This is a genomic window from Polyangium spumosum (assembly GCF_009649845.1).
Lineage (GTDB): Bacteria > Myxococcota_A > Polyangia > Polyangiales > Polyangiaceae > Polyangium > Polyangium spumosum.
Genome location: NZ_WJIE01000015.1, coordinates 169,543 through 188,769 on the forward strand (window position 1 = coordinate 169,543; position 19,227 = coordinate 188,769).

The 19,227-nt window shown below is 70.1% G+C and carries 15 protein-coding genes; 7 read left to right on the forward strand and 8 right to left on the reverse strand.

Translation table 11 applies throughout. The features are described 5' to 3' along the window. Positions 1-339: a hypothetical protein gene (locus tag GF068_RS35395; RefSeq protein ID WP_153823948.1), complete on the reverse strand. Its 339-nt coding sequence runs from the start codon at positions 337-339 to the stop codon at positions 1-3. Further along, on the reverse strand, positions 336-1,574 hold the full coding sequence (locus GF068_RS35400) for a serine hydrolase domain-containing protein (RefSeq protein ID WP_153823949.1): 1,239 nt from the start codon (positions 1,572-1,574) through the stop codon (positions 336-338). Before GF068_RS35400 ends, GF068_RS35395 begins: the two co-directional genes overlap by 4 nt. A 159-nt stretch (positions 1,575-1,733) precedes the next feature. Here GF068_RS35400 and GF068_RS35405 point away from each other — a divergent pair, with 159 nt between their 5' ends. From GF068_RS35405 to GF068_RS35420, 4 genes are all read left to right on the forward strand, one after another. Next, positions 1,734-2,939, forward strand: a complete 1,206-nt coding sequence (locus GF068_RS35405) for an exonuclease domain-containing protein (protein ID WP_170319870.1) — start codon at positions 1,734-1,736, stop codon at positions 2,937-2,939. Positions 2,940-3,020: 81 nt separating this feature from the next. Next, positions 3,021-3,659, forward strand: coding sequence for an endonuclease III (gene nth, locus GF068_RS35410; protein WP_206079620.1), 639 nt, complete (start codon positions 3,021-3,023; stop codon positions 3,657-3,659). Positions 3,660-4,047: 388 nt separating this feature from the next. Beyond that, positions 4,048-5,049, forward strand: coding sequence for an SUMF1/EgtB/PvdO family nonheme iron enzyme (locus GF068_RS35415; RefSeq protein WP_153823951.1), 1,002 nt, complete (start codon positions 4,048-4,050; stop codon positions 5,047-5,049). A gap of 514 nt (positions 5,050-5,563) precedes the next feature. Beyond that, positions 5,564-6,379, forward strand: coding sequence for a hypothetical protein (locus tag GF068_RS35420; RefSeq protein WP_153823952.1), 816 nt, complete (start codon positions 5,564-5,566; stop codon positions 6,377-6,379). A gap of 72 nt (positions 6,380-6,451) precedes the next feature. On the opposite strand, the gene GF068_RS35425 is transcribed toward GF068_RS35420, so the two are convergent. The 4 genes from GF068_RS35425 to GF068_RS35445 all read right to left on the reverse strand — a co-directional run bounded on the left by GF068_RS35425 (position 6,452) and on the right by GF068_RS35445 (position 13,154). After that, positions 6,452-7,600, reverse strand: coding sequence for a hypothetical protein (locus tag GF068_RS35425; protein ID WP_153823953.1), 1,149 nt, complete (start codon positions 7,598-7,600; stop codon positions 6,452-6,454). After that, complete coding sequence (locus GF068_RS44555; RefSeq protein WP_240807874.1) at positions 7,597-9,756, reverse strand: hypothetical protein; 2,160 nt, start codon at positions 9,754-9,756, stop codon at positions 7,597-7,599. The genes GF068_RS35425 and GF068_RS44555 overlap by 4 nt, the downstream gene beginning before the upstream one ends. After that, positions 9,753-11,195 carry a hypothetical protein gene (locus tag GF068_RS35440; RefSeq protein WP_153823954.1) on the reverse strand — a complete coding sequence of 481 codons (1,443 nt, stop codon included), beginning with the start codon at positions 11,193-11,195 and terminating at the stop codon, positions 9,753-9,755. The genes GF068_RS44555 and GF068_RS35440 overlap by 4 nt, the downstream gene beginning before the upstream one ends. Positions 11,196-11,366: 171 nt before the next feature. Next, entirely contained in the window at positions 11,367-13,154 is a 1,788-nt protein-coding gene (locus GF068_RS35445; protein WP_153823955.1) for a hypothetical protein, read from the reverse strand. A gap of 78 nt (positions 13,155-13,232) precedes the next feature. Between GF068_RS35445 and GF068_RS35450 the strand changes: the two genes are divergently transcribed. From GF068_RS35450 to GF068_RS35460, 3 genes are all read left to right on the forward strand, one after another. Next, positions 13,233-14,372 carry an SDR family oxidoreductase gene (locus GF068_RS35450; protein ID WP_153823956.1) on the forward strand — a complete coding sequence of 380 codons (1,140 nt, stop codon included), beginning with the start codon at positions 13,233-13,235 and terminating at the stop codon, positions 14,370-14,372. A gap of 16 nt (positions 14,373-14,388) precedes the next feature. Next, positions 14,389-15,690 (forward strand): GDSL-type esterase/lipase family protein, encoded by a 1,302-nt coding sequence (locus GF068_RS35455; protein ID WP_153823957.1) that lies wholly within the window; start codon positions 14,389-14,391, stop codon positions 15,688-15,690. A 69-nt stretch (positions 15,691-15,759) separates the two neighbouring features. Then, positions 15,760-16,854 carry a serine/threonine-protein kinase gene (locus tag GF068_RS35460; protein ID WP_153823958.1) on the forward strand — a complete coding sequence of 365 codons (1,095 nt, stop codon included), beginning with the start codon at positions 15,760-15,762 and terminating at the stop codon, positions 16,852-16,854. Here the strand turns inward: GF068_RS35460 and GF068_RS35465 are convergent, their stop codons facing one another. Together GF068_RS35465 and GF068_RS35470 are read right to left on the reverse strand one after the other, a co-directional pair. Further along, the gene (locus GF068_RS35465; RefSeq protein ID WP_153823959.1) at positions 16,855-17,595 is read right to left on the reverse strand and encodes an iron-containing redox enzyme family protein; all 741 of its coding nucleotides are present in this window, start codon (positions 17,593-17,595) and stop codon (positions 16,855-16,857) included. 62 nt (positions 17,596-17,657) lie between these two features. Next, positions 17,658-19,094 carry a YkgJ family cysteine cluster protein gene (locus GF068_RS35470; RefSeq protein ID WP_153823960.1) on the reverse strand — a complete coding sequence of 479 codons (1,437 nt, stop codon included), beginning with the start codon at positions 19,092-19,094 and terminating at the stop codon, positions 17,658-17,660. Positions 19,095-19,227: the final 133 nt, after the last annotated feature.

A 19,227-nucleotide genomic window follows, 5' to 3' on the forward strand; every position in this document is an offset into this window, starting at 1 on the left:
TCACTCTCCTGCGGCGTCGATCACGCAGCCGAACCTCTCGGACACGTAATGGGCGCGGCGCGTGTTCCCGAGCGCCGTCACGGTCACCGACTTGCCTTCCATGTCGAAGGAGCGGCCGTCGATGGGGACGACGTCCTGGCGGATGAACGCCTCGCACTCCGGCTGCGGGCGGCCCTCGACGAAGAGGCAGGAGCAGAGCTCTTTCGCCTCGTACCCCGCGGGCAAGGTCGGGAACGCGGAGAGGGCCTGCCAGTTCCAGGCGACGAAGACCCCGACGAGCACGAGGATCACCCCGAGGCCAATGCCGGCGGCTTTGAGCGCCTTCTTCGCCCGCTTCATCGCTTCACCAGCCCGGAGAGCAGCTCCAGGTAATATCCCTTCGTGAACGCCTTCTCGCGATCGGGCACGCAGCCCTTCGATGCGTGGTGCACCGAGCAGCCATATTCACGATCGTCGCCCAGGCGCACGGCGACGAGGTCGAGCGAGGGGATCACGAAGATCGATTTTCCCCAGTGGCCGAGGGCCGCGAACGTGTCGGGCGGCGCGGCGGGCCAGGGGCGCGGGATGTTCCGCGCGGGATCGCCGACATTCAGATAGACCTGCGCGCCGGGGTTGTCCTCCCATAACGGCGGGGGCACGTCGGTCGTGTGGTACGCGGGGGCCATCGTCAGCGTGTAGGCGACCCATCCCTCCGGCAGGAGGCGCTTGCCCTCCCAGACCCCGTCCGTGAGGTAGAGCAGGCCCCATTTCGCGAGGTCCCGGGCGCTCGCGTAGAGGTACGAGGAGCCCACGAAATTCCCCGCGCCGTCACGCTCGAAGCGGGCGCTCTTCATGCCGAGCGGCAAGAACAGCGCCTTCCACGGATAGGACGCATATTCGGCGTCCGACATCGTGGCGCGCAGGGCCGCGAGCAGGACGTTCGTGTCGCCGCTCGAATAACTCCAGCGCGTGCCCGGGGCATGGGCGAGGCCGTGCCCGGCGACGAAACGAGGCATGTCGTCCTGGCCGCGCGTGTAGAGCATGGCCATGACCGAGGAGAAGACCGGCGACGCCTCGTAGGTCTCGTTCCAGTCGATCCCGGAGCTCATGCGCAGGAGGTCCGTGATCCGGACGTTCTGTTTGTCCGGGCCGAGCGCCGTGTAATACTTGCCCGCGGGCTCGTCGACCCGGAAGCGCCCCTCCCCCACCGCGATCCCGATCAGCGTGTTCACGAAGCTCTTCGAGACCGACCACGTGAGCAGCGAGGTCTCGGCCGTGGTGCCGCGCGCATATCGCTCGAAGACGAGCTTGCCGTCCTTCACCAATACAAACGCATTCGTGCGTTGCCCCTTGCGATCGACGTCGTCGCCGTGGCGCGTGAAGAGGTAATCGTCGAGCTTCTTCAGCGCGGCCGGGTCGATCCCCACGGAGGCCGGATCCGCCGTCGGCCAGGCCTGCGTGGGCCATTCGGCACGGCTCTCGACCGGGAACGGGGGCGGGCCCGCGAGGACGACGGGCGTGGAATCACCCGCCGAAGGGGAGCCACAGGCAGAGAGCGTGAGGAGCGCAACAGCGAGGAGGGGCGAGGTCCGCATGTCCCTGATTGGAGAGCGCGTATCATGGCGTTCCGCGGGACGGAACCCCGAAAGGCGAGCCATTTCAGGTGCTGTCCTCGCCCGCCCGGAGGTGCTACCGTGGCGCCGATCGTGATGGAAAGCGCCGAACGACGAGCCCCGTTTCCCCGCGGATTCGCGGTGGTGGACATCGAGACGACCGGGCTGCGATGGAAGACGGACCGGATCGTCGAGCTCGCCGTCGTGCGCACGGACAGCGAGGGCCGCGTGCTCGCGGAGCTCTCGACGCTCGTGAACCCCGAGCGAAACCCGGGCGCGACGCACATCCACGGCCTCGGCGCCGAGGACCTCACGGGCGCGCCGCGTTTCTCCGAGGTGCTCTCCGAGCTCGTGCGTCACCTCGAAGGCGCGGTGCTCGTGGGGCACAACGTGAAATTCGACCTCGCCTTCCTCGCCGAGGAGCTCGGGCGGCTCGGCCACGAGATGCCCGGGGCGCCGCGCGTGTGCACGCGCGAGCTCGCGATGCGGGTCCTGCCCGCCCTCGGCGATTATCGGCTCGCGTCGTGCTGCAAGGCCCTCGGCGTCGACGGCGGGCACGAGCACCGGGCCCTCGACGACGCACGCGCGGCCGCGGGGGTCTTCGCGCGCCTCTCGGCGAGCGGCTTCTGGCGCACGTCGTACGACCGCGAGCTCGACGAGGCCACGCGGCTCGTATGGCCGGTCGTCGAAGGCCCGTCGCGCCTCGCGGCGCGGGGCGAGGGCGCCGCGTCGGCCGAACCTTCGCCGCTCGGCGTGGTCGTGGAGAGTTTGCCCGAGGGCGCCTCGAATGGCAGCGTGGAGGGGTATCACGCGCTGCTCGACGAGATCCTCGAAGATCGAAGGGTCACGGACGAGGAGGCGGCGGCCGCGCGGCAGTTCCTCCTCGGCGCGGGCCTCGCGCGTGCAGATGTTCTCTCGGCGCATCGATCCTATTTGACGGGCGTGGCGCGGGCGGCGCTCGCCCTCGACCTCGGCGGGGGCCTCGGGGCCGCGGACCTCGCGCGGGTCGCGCGCCTGCTCGGCTTGCCCACGGAGGCCGTGGACGAGGCGCTCGCCACCGCGCGCTCCGGCGCCGCGGCGCCCTCCCCCGGCGCGACGCGGCCCCTCCCCGCGGGCACATCGATATGTTTCTCCGGGGAGGGCGAGCCTTCGAAAGCCGCGCTCGAAGCCCGCGCCGTGGCGGCGGGGCTGCGCGTCCAGCCGTCGGTGACGAAGAAGCTCGACGTGCTGGTGATCGACGACCCGCATTCGATGACGGCCAAGAGCCAGAAGGCGCGGCAGTACGGGATCCGCGTGCTCACGGTGCCGGTGTTCCTCTCGCTCGCGAAGGCCCCTGACAAGCAATGACCGGGCCCTCGGCCATCGGCCTCGCCAGGTTCGTTCGATTGGGGTAGGCTCGGTTCGTCTTTCCCCGAGGAGGTCATTCGTATGGCAAGGTCTGGCGAGGTCCCGATGTCGACGGTGCTCGAGCGGCTCCAGAAGAAGTACCCCGACGCTCGTTACGAGCTCGACTGGACGACGCCGCTCGAGCTGCTCATCGCCACCATCCTCGCCGCGCAATGCACCGACGTGCGGGTGAACAAGGTGACGAAGACGCTCTTCCCGAAATACCGCACGGCCAAGGACTATGCCGAGGCGAACACCGAGGAGCTCGAGCAGATCCTCCAGCCGACAGGCGCATTCCGGCAGAAAGCGAAGTCCGTGCAGGAGACGTGTCGCGCGCTCGTCGAGCGCCACGGAGGCGAGGTGCCGCAGACGATGGCAGAGCTCACGGCGCTGCGCGGCGTCGCGCGGAAGACGGCGAACGTGGTGCTCAACAACGCATGGGACATCCCCTCGGGCATCATCGTGGACACACACGTGGCCCGCGTGAGCCAGCGGATGGGCCTGACGACGCAGGAGAAACCCGAGGCCATCGAGCGAGACCTGATGAACATGGTCCCCGAGGCACGCTGGACCAAATTCGGCCCGGCGATGGTGCTGCACGGGCGATACACGTGCACCGCGAAGGCGCCACAATGCGGCGATTGCATGTTCGCGGACGTGTGCCCGCAGAAGAACGTGTGAAGCGCGGAGGGAGCTGGGGCGCTGCCCCAGACCCCGGCAGGGGCTGTCCGCCCCTGCACCCGGACCAGCCAGGGGCTGGACCCAAGGTCGATGAACTGCGCTCCGCGCAGTTCATCGAACAGCCGCAGTCAAGACCGGCGACGACCTTGCCAACCAACACAGCCGCGCTGCTGGTTCTGCTGGCGACCCGGCCTCTTCGCGGGCCCGTTTGAAAAACTGCGCGGAGCGCAGTTTTTCAACCCTCGGTCCAGGCCGTGCCTGGTCCGGGGTCGAGGGGGCGGACAGCCCCCCGCGGGGTCCGGGGCGGCGCCCCGGCTCCCACGCCGCTGGAGGAGACCTGGGCGCCCGAATGTTTACGATCGGCTGGTGAGCGGGTAAGTTCCGCCGCGTGACTCGCCCTGGCGTCCTCGTTTGGCTCCTCGCCCTCGCTGCCCTTGCCGGTTGCGCCACGCCACCGGGGGACACGAGCGGAGGCGTGGACGCGGGTGGTGAGGTCGTGGAGGCGGCGGTGACGGCGGCGGCGGCGGCGGCGCCTCGCGTCGAGGACCCTTGCGCGGGCAAGGTGTGTTTCGACATCGAGCGCTGCGAGGCGGGGGCGTGCGTGCCGGCCTGCCCTGAGGGCGAGGTGTATGTGCCTGCAACGGGGCCTGAGGGCTTCAAGATGGGCAAGAACTTGTCGGCCTTTGGGTTCGGCAACCGCGCGTCGAGGAACCCGGGCAAGGGGCGCGCGGATCTGCCCCACAAGGTGGTGCTGACGAAGCCCTTCTGCATGGACCAGACCGAGGTGACGGCAGGCGCCATGAAAAAATGCGTCGAGGAGAAGGGCTGCAAGGCGCCGCAGAGGACGGACCGGTGGGTGACCTACCCCGACAAGACTGATTACCCGGTGAACCTCGTCGATTACCCGATGTCGAAGTACTATTGCGAGGCGTACGGCAAGTCGCTGCCGACCGAGGCGCAATGGGAGTGGGCCGCGACGGGCGGCGACGGGCGATCGTGGCCGTGGGGCGAGGAGGAGCCGACGTGCGAGCACGCCGATTTCACGCAGGCGATCCTGATCTCGCCGGGCGGCGACAGCGGCTGCCACGGCGGCGGCCCCTCGAAGGTCGGGACGCACCGCAAGGGGGACAGGATATGGCCCGATGGGCCGATCCACGACCTCGCGGGGAACGTGTGGGAGTGGGTGCTCGACAGCTACGTGCCGTATTCGGGCAAGGACGAGGTGGACCCGGTGCACGTGCGGTCGACCATCGGGAACTACGTGGTGCGCGGCGGAGGCTGGAACCGCAGCGGAAGGGGCATCCTGGCGGCGTTCCGGGGCGGGGCGATCGTGAGCTACAAGGTGCCAGGGCTCGGGTTTCGGTGCGTGAGGAACGCGAAGGAGCGGTGAGGGCCCTCCACTTCGTGGCGCAGCACGTACAAAACCCGCACGTTGCCTCGCGGTCGCGTGTCCTTCCCCGGCCCAAACCCTCGATGCGGGTCGCTCCTGAGCGCGCGCTCTCGCCGGAAACCCTCGAGCCGGGCTGCCTTCGGCGGCGCGCTCCCGTCGGAAACCCTCGATCCGGGCCGCCTTCGGCGGCGCGCTCCCGTCGTCGACCCTGCCTCCGGCCTCCGGATGATCGTCGGATGTCAGCGCGCACCCTCGGACAGGGCTCGTTTTTGCGTTCGGCTCCCGTCTTTCACCCTGTCCCAGGGCAGCTCCTCGGCGCCTCCTCCCGGCCGTGAACCCTCCGGTCGGCCTTCGCTCGACGGCGCGCTCTCGTGACGAAGCCACGAAGTGGCCGCCTCCCGGGCGTCCGTCGCCGCGTCGAACCCGGCTCGTGGGTTCGGCGCGCAAGATTCCAACGTCGAGGGGCCTGTTCGAGGGTTGACGTCGCCCCCGCCATGCGGTGAGCATGCCTGCCATGGACATCAACCTATCGGATTTCCTCGTTCTGCTCCTTTTTCCCACCGGTCGGCGTATCTTCACTTTCTACCGCGTCATTGACCTCGCGAAGGCGCTGCCTGCGCCGGCCATCGAGGCGCTCGCCGTCGAGGCCATCGCGGCGGACGAGAAGACGTTCGCGCTCGAGCAGCGCTGGGCGACGAAGCGCAAGTCCGGCAAGGCGTCGGCCAAGCAGCTCCGTGATCAAAAGGCGCTCCAGCGGGCCGACATCCAGCTCGACAACGCGCTCAGCGGCTTGCGTAACGCGGGGGAGGCGCTGCTCAAAGGCGCGGATGAAATCGAGGACCAGGAGCTCATCCAGGACGTGGAGTCCCTGCTGCACGCGATATTCCCCCATGGCGTCGCCGCCATCACGAACGCGCCTTGCGACGTCGAGCTCGTCGCCGTGAAGGCGATCGTCGGCAAGCTCCAGGGGGAGCTCGCGCCGCTGGTCCAGAAGCTCGGGCTCGACGTCCATGCCGCGCGTATCGCGAAGCTCGCGCAAAAATACGACGAGGTGCTGAAGTCCACGGACGACCTCGATTTCGGCGCGGTGAAGGCCGCGCGCGCGGCCGGGCAAAATTATCTTTTGCGGATCGTCGTGAAGGTCCTCGGCACGTACGACGAGCCGACGGGGGACCACGCGGAGAAGCGGGCCAAGCTGCTGGCGCCGGTGGTGAAGCAAAACGAGGCGATCCGGCAGCATATCCGCGCGCGGAGGAGCGCGCCCGATGTGGATCCGAAGACGGGGGAGGAGCAGGCTCCGGAGGAGGAGGCGGCGGGGGACGGGGGCTGAGCGACGAGGACGCCGCGGGCAGGTCCGCCGTGTACGAACGTCCTCCCCGCGGACCGCGCCCTCGGAGCGTATCTATGGGCGGATGCCCAGCAGATTCAGCGCGTCGGCCCAGAGGGGCCAGAGGGTGCGGTAAGGGTGGGTCGCGAGGAGGACGCCGCCGCTCGGGAGGCGGCGGACGTGGTAGGGGGCGTGGTGCTCGATGAAGCGCCGATGTTTGCTGGTGACCATGATCTCCAGCGTCGGCGCCCCCTGCTTCTTTGCCTCGATCGCCTCGCGGGCGAGCGGCTCGGCCGCGCGCCATTCGTCATCAGGGAACGCCGCTGTTTCGAGGGCGTCGAGCAGCACGGCCGGCGGCGTGGCGAGGGCCCGCAAGACCTGCTCGCGGGTCAGCTCCTCGTCGCCCGATCGAATGGGGCGGGGGCCCTTGCGTGCAAGCGTGGGGAGCGGGGCTCGGGTGGGGAAGGACTTGCTCGCCTCGTGATCCTCGTGGAAGTGCTTTTCCACGCGATCGAGGGAGTCCGCGATACCGACGCGCGCGTCTTCGGGGGCGGCTTCGACGCGCGCGGCGAGCTCTTCGAGGGAGAGCCCCGCGACGGCTCCCGGATGGTACCCGTCGTGGAGGTGCACCCAGGAGAGGGCGAGGTCGCGCGCGACGGAGACCGCATCAGCGTGGTATGTCGCGTTGCACTCCAATGGCGCCCCCCATGGCCAGCAATAGGAACACGCGCCCGTCGTCACGAGCCCTGCGTCCGGCGCGCAGAGGCCGAGGAGGAGCTGCTCCACGTCGCCTTGCGTGTCGATCGCGATGGCAGTCGCCTCGACGGACGCGGAGCGGGGGCCGGCGCCGAGGACGAATTCGATGCGGGGTGGAAAGAACTCCCACTGGTCATACACCGAGACCTGCATCGGGATGCATGACATGTGCATTGCCCATGCCTCAGCACGACTCTCGACGCCCGGGTACGTCCACTGTCCTGAACGGAGCCGGATCGCCGGAGAAAACGACGCCTCCGCCATGTCATCGCGCAAGTGCGCCCGCACGAGCGTCCGCACCTCCTCGAGCGCAAGATTCTTGTGTCTCGTGTAGTCACAAGAGCCGCGCGTGGTCAGACGGACGCCGTAGGGCGGATCCCCATGGAGCGCGGGCAAGGCCGCCACGAAGGCATCGGCCCTGTCCGCTTGGTCACACCACGCATAGAAGAACGGGCCGGACTCGCTCATAGCTGGATGACCTTCAGGAAGATGTTGAAGTCTTCCGGCTTGACGGGCTTGTTACCATCGATGGTGCTCACCACGTAGCCGTCCAGGAGCTTGTGGTTTGGGTTCTTGAACTTGGCTCCCTTCGCCATGATCACTTCGATGCGGTCTACCTCATCGAGCAAGTTGGCTTCCTTCAACTTGAGCAACGCGTTGTTCAACTGCGGCAGGACATCCCCCCCGATGTCGACTTTCCCGCCCCCCTTGATCTCGCTCAACGCGAGCTTGTTTCCCTTCGTCACTGTCACGAGATCCGGCGCCCTCGACAACCCTTCGATCAGGTTACCGGGGATCTTGAGCTTCTTCTTCACGATATCGTCCCCCACCCAGAGCATTTGCCTCCTCTGCTCGTTCATCAAGTAGAGCCCGGCCTTTCCCTCGAACTCGTTGAGGCCCTTGGTCGTCACCTCCCCGACCAAGTTCTTGTACATCCGCCTCCTGCTCCCCTGCAAGGCCTTGAGGAACTCGTCGTTGTACTTCAACACCCCCGCCGCGACGACCTTCGCCCCCGGCTGGACCCCCGCCGCCTTGATCCCCGCCCAAGCCTTCGTGATCTTCCCGAACCCGAATCCCACCCCCGAAAAGATCCGCTCTTCCGTCGATAGCTCCTCGCCCCCGGGCAAACAAAACCGCTTCCCCGTCACCGCCTCGCAAAGGTCGAGCGCCGGCCCCACATACGGCACGAATCCAATGCCGATCCGCGTCGTCGCGTGCACCAGCGTTTGCATCACCTCGACATACGGACCCACGACCCCGTCGACCGCGGAGACCGCCCCCGCGAATGCGCGGATCGTCTCCACGAGCTGGGTCTCTTCGAGGTTCAGCGTGAAGCCGTCCCACTGGTTGAGGTTGTCCTTCATCTCCTCGGCCAGCGGGCCAAAAGCCGTTCGGAGGACGCCGTCCACCTGCGCCCGCAGATCCGCCGGCACCGGCGAATCCAGGAACCAATCGGACGCGTCCATGTATTGCTTCACGTAGTTCGTGACCCGGATCTGCGCATTCAGGAACGCCGCCGTCTCCGCCTGCGACACGCTCATCCGCGCGAGCAGCGCTTTCTCGATCGCCGCCATGTTCGCGCGCCACGCCCGCACGTGTGTCGCGAAGTCCGCGCGTTGCTTCACCGTGCCGGCCTGCACGTCCTCGGACAGCGCCGCGATCACCGCGTCCGCATACGCGTCATAAGGGTCGTTGCCCGGATCGAACGCCCCCGCGACGCCCGAGACATCGGGCACCTCGACCCACGGCGTCTCCGACGGCGATAACCCGTACTCGTTCGGATCGTCCGGCGAGAACCCTGCGGCCCGCGCTTCACCTGTCACCAGATCCGCCACCGCGTCCGCCTGCGCGCCGAAATGGTCGAGCAAGCTCGCCAGCTCGTCCTTCAAGTCCTGCACGCTCTTCTTCAGGTCGTCGAGGAGCTGCTCCAGCGCGGCCCGCGTCGCTTCGTCGACGACCTCCTCGTATCGCTTCAGAATGGCGTCGAGCTCCTCCTCGGTGATCTCGTCGAGCGGCCTTGAAACGAGATCATGTAGCTCCGTGTCGAGCTGCTGGAGCAGGTCGAGCCGCTCCGCGAGGTCCGCCGCCTTCGAGGCGTTCTCGATCAGCCACCTCCGCTCCGCCGCGATCTCCACCTCCAGGATCGCGATGTCACGCGCGAGCGGCGGGTTGATCTCGGAGAGCGTGAAGCCGACCTGCGTGCTGCCGCTGAAGGCCTTGCCGGCGCGGCGAACGTTGAAGAGAGGCTTCTCGATCCCCAGCGGGTGCGACTCGAGGGTCACGACATTCTGCGAGAAGACGCAGACGTCGTTCCGGGAGTTGTGGACGGCAAAGGAAAACTCGTTCGTCCCCATGCGCAGGAGCACCGAGTCGAACGGCGCTTCCGCCTCGTTGCTCCGCCATCCCTCCTCGCTCTCGTCGTAGGCCCCGGGGACATCAAATGTCGCCAGCGGCAACCCATTCGCGTGGAAATAGGCGCCACCTGGGAGCCCGAGGCGGGCATCTTCGCACGAGAGGACCTCCTGGAAGATTTCCCAGTGAACGCTGTACGGCGTCCCCGCCCACGCGCCCGCAGGCGCGAAGAACACGAGCACAACGAACCACAAAGCACACAATCGTTTCATGTCCCCTCCGCGCCGCGGAGCGCGGCATCATGCAAAACGGCAGCCCCCTTCACGTCCCCCGCGGCGAGCTTCGCGGCGGCTGCGTCGAGCAATACGCCGCCCAAGCCTTGCGCCTTCATCGTCGTGATCCCCGTCTGGACGAGCCCCGGCAACGTCGTCGCGCGGTACGTCGCCGCCGCCTTGAAATGGGGGCGCATCGCCGCGCAGCCCTTCTCGCGCCACGACGACGACGGCAACTCGCAGAGCGGGCGCATCTGCAATAAAGTCGTGACCTCGTCGTATCGCTTCGCGAGGTACGGGATCGAAAGCTTCACCCCGAGCGGCGGCGCCTTCTCGAACGCGAACACCTGCGCCTCGGCGCTCTCGTGAAACGTCGCCTCGGCCTTCGTGACCTTCGCCTCCACGACCTGCGCCCGCACGGCTTCACTCTCGCCGAGCAACTGGAGCGCTTGCCTGCGCATCGTGATGCCGAAGAGGAGCGAGATCGCCGCCCGGTCACTCCGACGAATCCGCCGCTCGACATACCCGAGCATCGCGTGGATCGAGCGTTGCGCGCTGGAGGTCATGTCTGGGTTCGGCGCGTCGTGCGCGGTCATGAAATCGGCGTGCGGCGCGAGCGCCTCCTGTGAGCTGACCTCGAATTGCACCACCTCGGCCGAGAGCTTCATGCCCCGAAGCACCATCTTCTGCGGCGCCGCGCTCGCGCCTTGCGCCGTCTTCAGGACCGATTGTTCGATCCCGTCGAGCTCCGCGAGGCTCGCCTTCGACGCGTCCGCTGCGAACTTCGTATACGCCTCGCTCTCCGCCGGCTCCGTCCCCCGATACGCCGCGAAATCAGCCGCGAGAGTCGCATACGCCGCCGAGAGCGGCCCGACGTCGAGCGTCACCTGGTCCAGGACCGCCTGCACCGCACCCATCGAGAGCTTGTCCGCCGCGATCTTCGCGACGAGTGGCTCCTTCTCTGCGTGGGCCTTCGACACGAGCGCGGCCTCGAACAGCCCCACCGCGTCTACCGGCGTCTGCGCGAGAAACTGGTTTTGACCGATCCGCGCCGCCACGAGCCGCTCCCGCACCCGGCCCGCCATGCTCGCCCTGTAGGACTCGGCGCATCGCTGCATCTCGCGCACGTAGCCGAGCGTATCGTCGATGTCGCCGAGCCAGCGCTCCATCTCGGCGGGGCTCGAAATGACCGTATCGAGCGTCATTCCCTCGGGCGGCTCGGCCCACATCTCGATGGGCCTCGATCCATTCGCCGCCGCCTGGAGCCAGGCGCGTCCGGGCCCGTCCCCCGACGAAACGCAGTATTCGCCTCCCTCCACCGGAGCCGCGCACATACGGCCCCGCTCTTCGTTCTCCCCCGACCACCACGAACACCCAGGCAACACGACGCCCGGCGCCGCGACGACGAACGCCGCGACGAAGAAATCCCCTCGTCTCATCTGGAATCCCCTCCTCGGATGAGGTGTGGCCCTATCTATCAGGAGGACGAACGGGTCGGGCAAGACAAAAGGCGGAGGGCTCGGACGTACCCTGTCCGAGGTCGTGCCCCCCTCCTCCCACCAGGGGCGGACAGCCCCCGCGGGGTCCGGGGCGGCGCCCCGGCGCTCACCTCAAAGCGCGCCGCGGCGCTTGATGAGCTCCTGAATGGCGAGGTTCGCGATATCGAGCCGCATCCACGGATCGTTCGCCTTGGCCCCCTCGCCGCCCTTGCCGAGGGCGAAGACGACGGGCGCGCTCGGGCCGGCCTCGGCCTTGCCCGCGCGGCGATTCAGGAGGCGCAGGGGATCCACGAAGGCGACGAATGCCGTCTCGTCGCCGACGGCCGTGATGGCCGATTTCGCCTCGGCGCGGCCGGAGAGGTTCTCCTTGGAGGGCGACTCCCATACGCTCCGGAACGAGGCCTTCGCGTCATAACCCGCCGCGAGCAGCAGGCCGTCTTTGCCGATCATGTACAGGACGTCGATCGTATTCGGTACGCCCTCCGGAGGCGGCGCGGCGGGCTTGTCGCCGGGCTTGATCTTTCGGTCCTTGCTCGCCTTGTCGCCCTTGGCCTCGGCGCGCGTGAGGCGGACGCGTCGGATGTCGCCGGGGAGGTTTTCGATCACGGTCTTGCCCGTGGTCACGCCCATCTCGTGCTCGCCGAGCCACGCCGAGAAGCTCTTTCGTTTGGCGAGGCCAAAGAGGTCGCCGAGGGCCGCGTCGAGTTTGTCGCCGTCGGCGACGTCGCTGCGCGCGTACATCGAGGGGCCGGTCGAGAGCAGCGCGGCGCCGGCCGTGAAGGCGTCGCCGCGGCCCTCGGCGACGGCGACGAGCGCGGCCGTGAGGGCGGCGCGGTCGTCCTCCGGGACGTCCTTGCCCATCGCCGCGACGAGGGCGTCCGCATATCCCTTCGCGTTCGAGGCGCGCGACTTCACGTCGTCGTCCTGGAGGAAGATGGCGATGTCGGTGTCGGCCGGCAATGCGAGGATGCGGCGCGGGTCGCCGACGGTCATCGCGGCGATGTCCGCGGCGCCGGTGGAGCCCTCACGCGTCGCCCCGTGGAGGCGCAGGTGCGCGGCGCGGTCGTCGAAATCGAGGGTGACGCTCGCGTGGTCGAGCTCGACGAGGATGCCGAGCAGCGCGTCCATGAGCCCGTTCAGCGGATTCGGCAGGGGCGTGGGCGCCTTGTCGCCGGTGCGGGCGCGCGGGCGCAGGCTCTCCCAGCCCGAGCGGAGGCCCTTCTCGATCGGGCCGCCGAGCGCCTCACGCGGCAGCTCGATCGAGACGTGCGCCTTCGGCATCTTCGCCGCGGGCAAGGTGCGGGCGACGTACGGGCCGATCTCGAGCAGGTCGGCCGTGTCTTGCGCGACGAGCAGGTAGTTGCCGAGCAGGCCGAGCGCGAGCGGGCGCGCGCCGCCGTCCTTGCTCTCGAGCAGGGTGATGGAGGTCTTCTCGTCGACGCGGAGCTGAAAACGCGCGCTCTCGCCCTTCACGAGCAGGGTCTCGATCTTGCCGGCGTCGCGCACGTGGATGCCCAGCGTGGCGCGCGGACGGCCGCCGCCGGGGCGCTCGACGAGCGCGGCGACGAGCGGGATGTTGCCGTCGATCTCGGCCGAGACGGCGAGGGGCAAGCCGAGCAGCGTGATCGCGAGGTTGCTCGCGTTCGAGGGCAGGAAGAGCGCCGGGCCACCCACGGCCGCGCGGGCCTTCTGCCAGGCCTCGTCGGGGTTCGGGACGAAGACCTCGGCGAGCAGGCCAGCCGGCGCGGGGATCGGCTCGAGCGGCGCGACCTTCTGCGGCGGCGGCGGATCGTCCTTGCAACCCGCCGCGCCGAGGGCGGGCAGGGCGAGGGCGGCGGCGAGGAGGAGCCCGCGGGCGAGGCGGGTCGCGACACGTCGAGGACGGGCGTGGGCGGTCATCGTATGTCCCCAGGCTAGTACGAATCGCGGGCTTGTTTCACCCCGGTCGACGAGGTTCGCATGGGGTAAGCTCGGCGCGTGCCCCGCCCAGGTCACGACGAGGTCGTGCTGATCAACGGGTTCCCCTCGCTCTACGCGCAGAGGATCACCGAGCACGTGCTCGCCACGAACCCGCGCGCGTTCGTGTACGTGGTGACGCGGGCCGAGGAGAGGGCCGAGGCCGATCGGGCGCTCGGGGCGCTCGGGCAGGCCGAGGCCGCGCGGACGTGTTTGCTCGAAGGGGATCCGGCGGCGATGGACCTCGGGCTCTCGGGCGCGGAGTACCGGCAGCTCGCCTCGGAGGTCGATCGGATCCACCACGCGGCACACGCGGCGTGGGTCGGCATCGACGAGGCGGAGGCGGCGCGGGCGAACGTGGCGACGACGGCGGAGATCCTGGAGCTCGCGCGGGCGGCGAGCTCGCTCGAGGCGCTGGTCGTGCACTCGTCGACGGCGGTGTCGGGGGACCGGACGGGCGTGGTGTACGAGGAGGATCTCGAAGCAGGGCAGGTGTTCCACGACGAGGCGTCGCAGGCGCGGATGCAGGCCGAGGCGCTCGCGCGGCGGGTGATGAAGGACGCGCCGATCGTGATCGTGCGGCCCGCGGCCGTGGTCGGGGCGTCGGGGCCGAGCGATCGGCTGGACGCGCTGCACCTCACGGCGCTGCTCTCGCTGACGACGCCGGCAGAGATCCCGCTGCCGCTGCCGCACCGAGGCGACGCGCCGGTGCACGTGGTGCCGATGGAGTACGTGACCCGCGCGGCGTGCGCGATCGGGCGGATGGAAGGGGCGCGGGGCAAGACGTTCCACCTCGTGGATCCACACCCGATCTCGGCGCGGCGGTTCTTCGAGGTGCTGGCGCGGGCGGCGAGGGCGAGGGGCAGCGCGCTGCGGCAGGTGCCCGCGGGCGCGGCGGCGATGCTCCTGCGTACACCGGGGATCGAGCGCGTCGTGCGCAGCCCCAAGGCGTTCCTGGAGCAGATCGCGCGGGCCGCGCGGTACGACGCGCGCGCCGCGACGAGCGCGCTCGCGGGGACGGGGATCATGTGCCCGCCGTTCGAAGCGTACGCCGAGGAGCTCGTGCGCGAGGTGGAGGAGCACGTGAACACGCGGCGCGCGCCGCGGCCACCGTCGGCGTCTCCAGGGGGAGAAGCGGAGGTGTACGATCCGTTCTCGTGAGGGTCTTTGCCCCCTTTTGATCGCGCTCGCCGCCGCGGCCTGTGGGGGCGAACATCGGCCGCCTACCGACACCGCACCCAGCGCGCCGCGCCCCGTCGCGTCCGCCTCTCCGTCGGCGTCGGTCGACGCGCCCGCGCCTTCCGCCTCGGCGAGTGTTGCCGCGCCGATCACGTCGGCTGCCGCCGCCCCGGCCGAGGAGGCTGCGGCTCCGGCGGAAGCTCTGCCGGCGGGCGAGCCCGAGCTCGCGCGGTTCCAGGCGGCGCTGCGGGAGCTCGGCCGGGGCGCTCGCAAGGCGCACGTGCGGATCCTCTGGCTCGGCGACTCACACGGGCAGGCGGATTTCTGGACGGGCGCGCTGCGTGACGTGTTGCAGAAGCGGTTCGGCAAGGCGGGGCCGGGGTTCGTCCACGTAGGCTGGAAGCAGTACAGGCACGACGGCGTGCGGCTCTCGATCGACGAGAAGTGGTCGATCCGGCCGAAGGCGCCGGCCACGTCGTCGAAGACGGGCGACGGCGTGTTCGGGCTCGGCGGCGTGGTGACGACGGGCCCAGCAGGGAGCGGCCGGGCGCGGGTGAAGGTGACGGACGAGGGGCTCCAGAGCCGGCTCTCGTGGGACGTGTGTTACCGGCTGCGCTCGCCCGGCGACGAGCTCGAGGTCTCCCTGGGATCGGGGCCGAAGACGAAGATCCGCGCGACCGCGACCGAGCCGCCGGGCGAGCTCCGGCACCTCGTGCTCGTCAGCGAGGGGCGCGAGACGCTGCAGGTCGCGCCGACACGCGGAAACCCCGAGCTCTGCGGGGTGGTGATCGAGACGGATCCGGCCGAGAAGCCGGGCGTGGTGCTCGACACGCTGGGCATCAACGGGGCGCGGCTCGGGACGCCGCTCGCCTGGGACGAGGCGAGCTTCGGGGCCGAGCTCGCCCGGCGCAAGCCCTCGCTCGTGGTGCTGGAGTACGGGACGAACGAGGCAGGCGACATCCCGGCGGTGGATCCGGTGAAGTACACGCAGAGGCTCGTGCGGATCGTGGAGCGGATCCGCCGCTTCGCGCCCGACACGGACTGTCTGGCGCTCGCGCCGACGGATCGCGCGGACGCCCGCGTACGCACGCCGCTCGTTCGAGACGCGATCCGCGAGGGCGCGCGGCAGGCGGGGTGCAGCTTCTGGGACACGTACAACGTCATGGGCGGCGAGGGCTCGATCAAGGCGTGGGCCACGGAGTCGCCGGCGCGCGCGGCGAGCGACGGCGTGCACCTCACGCAACGCGGCTACCGCGCGCTCGGCGAGGCGCTGTCGACGCACGTCCTCCGCGGCCTCTGACCCCGGGGTTTTCCCGGGGAGAACGGCGGCGCGGTTTCTGCACGCACGTTCCTCCCTCGGAGGGGGAGCATGGCCCGAGCGGGCGAGCTGTTGGGGGAGCGATACCGGCTGATCCGGGCGATCGGCGCAGGCGGGATGGGGACCGTGTGGTGGGCCCGCGACGAACGGATCGGGCGCGACGTGGCCCTCAAGCTCTCACCACCCGAGAGCGACGGCAGCTTCGCTCCACGTTTCGTGCGCGAGGCGCACATCGCCGCGCAGGTCTGCCACCCGAACGTCGTGGGTGTCCTCGACACAGGCGAGGCCGAGCCACGTCGCGTCTTCCTGGTGATGGAGCTGCTCCGCGGCGAGACGCTCGCCGAGAGGCTGCGCCCGCGCGCGCCGCTGCCCGTCGCGGAGGCGCTCTCGATCGCGATCGAGGTCTGTCGCGGGCTCGAGGCGATCCACGCGCGTGGGATCGTGCACCGGGACGTGAAGCCGGAGAACATCTTCCTCGCGGACGTACCGGGCGAGGGCCGCGTGCCGAAGCTGCTCGATTTCGGGATCAGCTCGCGGACGAGCGAGCCGAACGAGGGCGCGCCGGAGGAGCTCGGGACACCGCAGTACATGAGCCCGGAGCAGGCGCGCGGCGAGGGGGGCGTGGACGGGCGCGCGGATCTGTGGGCGCTCGGGGCGGTGCTGTACGAGGCGCTCGCGGGGCGGGCGCCGTTCGACGGGACGGACGTGGACGCGGTGATCGAGGCCGTGCTCTCGGAAGAGCCGGCCCCGCTGCCAGGCTGGGTGCCAGAAGGCGCGCGGCGGCTCGTGGCGAGCTGCCTGGAGAAGGACGAACGACGCCGGCCGGAGGACGCGCGGGCGCTGCGGGTCGCGCTGGAGGAGGCGCTCGGCGATTTCATGGGCGCGCACCCGTCCGCGACGGGGTTCTCGCGGACACGAGGCGCGTCGATGCGCCCGGCCGCGCGGGGCGGTCACGGCGGCGCGGCGGGGATGACGATCACGGCGACGCTCGTGCTGTTCGTCGTGGTCTCGTTGCCTGCGCTGCACGCGGCGCGAGAGGTGGCGTCGCGGCTCTCGCGCGCGACGGTCGGAGACGCGGTGAAGGCCGCGGCGAGCCGCACGCGCGAGGCGGCGCTCGGCGAGACGCGGAAGGTGGAGGTGCGATGATCAGGCGAGGTGGCGCGCGACGGCCGAGCGGTAGGCTTGCCAGAGCGTGAGCGCCTCGGTCATCGCGTGGACGATCGCGTCGGCGAGCTCGCCCTCGGGAGGGACGTGCGTGAGGAGCATGGTCCACGCGTCGCGGCGGTGGCCTCCCTCGACGGCGCGGTGGGCGCGGGCGAGGCGCATACGCTCGGGAGGACAGCCGTAGTGCAGGACCATGGGGTGCGCGCGGATGGCCTCGTCGATCGGCGGGAGGTTCCGTGTCCCTTCGAGCTCGGCGCGCTCGTGCACGCTGCCCTCGACGAAGATGGTGAGGACCGCGGCGCCGATCTGCCACGGCGCGCTCGCGCTGACGCGGTCGAGCATGGCGCGGTAGGCGAGGGCCTCGGGTTCGAGGGGGATCGACGGGTCTTCGATCGAGGCGCGATCGATGCCGAGGCCGTCGATCATCTCGAGGAAGAGGGCCGGATGCGGGACGCCAAGGCTGAGCTTTCCGGTCTGCTCTTCGTAGAGGTTCTCGGCGAGCGCGATACGCACGTCGGCGGGCGGGCCCTGGCCGAGGACACGCGCGAGCAGCACCGGGAAGTCGCGCACGTAGGTGTGGAACTCGTGGCGGAAGTGCGCGGCGAGCGCGGCGCGCGACAGGCCCGGCTTCGTGAGCTTCGGCCAGGCCCAGTGGTTCTTCTGATCCATGATGGAGAGCAGCCGCTCGATGAGCGCTCCCCGATCCCCCCGCGTGATCGTCATGGGCTCGATCCTCCTCGGATCGTTATGACCTCGAAGCGCCGGCCTGCACGGCGATCGCAGGTTCAGCGCAGATCGAGCACGTCGTGGGCGTACGCCTCGAGCCCGTGACCGCGCAGCGTCGCCTCGACGAGGGCGAGCGGGTGTTCGAGCGCGGGCTCGTCGCGCGTGTCGTCGGGCGTGATCACGAGGGGCAAGGCGCGCGCGAGGAGGACACGCGCGGCGCGATCGCGGAGGGCAAACGCGAGGGGCAGGTCGACGGAGACGAGCTGGTAGGCATGAGCGCCGGCGCGCAGGTAAAAGGCCTCGGCGCGTGCGCGCGGGATGGACGCGGGCGCTGCGAGGAGGCGCGCGACGAGGGCCGGATCCTCGGCGAGCGCGAGGGCGGCGGCTTCGATCCAGCAAACGACGCGGCGCGCGAGATCACGCTCGGCGCGGAAGGTCGCGTCGATGCGGGCGCGGCGGGCGGCGCGCGTCGCGAGGGCGGCGAAGAAGGGGCGGAAGAGCTCGGCATCGGGGGGCGCGGGCGCCGCGAGGGCGCGCGTCGCGAGGGCGGGATCGAGGCCCGAGGTCTCGACCACGTCGGCGAGGGCGACGAGCGCGTGCGCCGTGTCACGCGGCGGCGGGGCCTCGGCGACGGCGCGCAGGAAGCGGACGAGATCGGCGCGCGCCCCGCTCCTCCCGGGCGCGAGGGGGAGCGTCTCGGGCAGCTCGACGATCAGGATCCCCTCGTCGAGATCCTCCGAGCGTCGAGCGCCCTCGGGGACGAGGGGAGCGCCCTCGGGCCGCGGATCGAGCGCGCTCGCGAGCACGCAGGCGCACTCGACGGCGGGCGCGATCCGCACGGCCTCCCCATCGTCGACGAAGAGCGCGGGGAACGTCTGGCAGCCGAGCGGCTTCACCTGGGCGCCCCGCGCCGCGTGCAAGCGGCAGAGCCCGCCGTCGTCGAGGTACGCGCAGCGGCCGTCGACGAGGGGCACGGAGGTCGCGCCGCAAGGAGAGGAGCCGTGCAGCGGCGTGAACGCGCGCTCGGGGTGATCGCCGGCGTCGAGCACGCGCGGCAGGAGCGCGCGGGCGTGGGCCTCCTCGACGGGCCGGAATATTACGGAGGCGTAGAATCGGCAGCAGCTCCCGCGGCCGTCGCACGCGAGCGAGAAGCCAGGCAGCGGATCGAGCGGGCGTGACGCGGCGCGAGGCTTCGGCTCGGGCAGCGGCGCGACGCCCTCTTCGAGCAGGCCGGCCTCGTGCAGAGCGCCGAGGAACACACGCAAGGTGTCGACCTTCGCGAAGGCGGAGGCGCGAGAGGCCGCCGCCACGATGCCCTCGAGATCCCGCGAGCCGTCGGCCTGCGCGAGCAAGCCCCACTCGCGCGCGCCGAGGCGGTAGGCGAGGCCCGAGCGCTGATCGTGCAGGACCCAGAAGTCTTCGCTGCCCACGCGGTGGCGCCTGACGACGGCGTGATCGGCGAGGCGTGGACGCGAGGGAAACGGCGCAGCAGACATGGTCACATGCGAGCCCAGGGAGAACGTGTGCGTCGCCACCCCGTTCCGGCGCGCCTTCGCTTCGCGTGCGAGGCTACTCGCGAGAGACGAAGGCCGCGCAACCTGAAATGCTTGCTGGATCCGGCTTCTACGA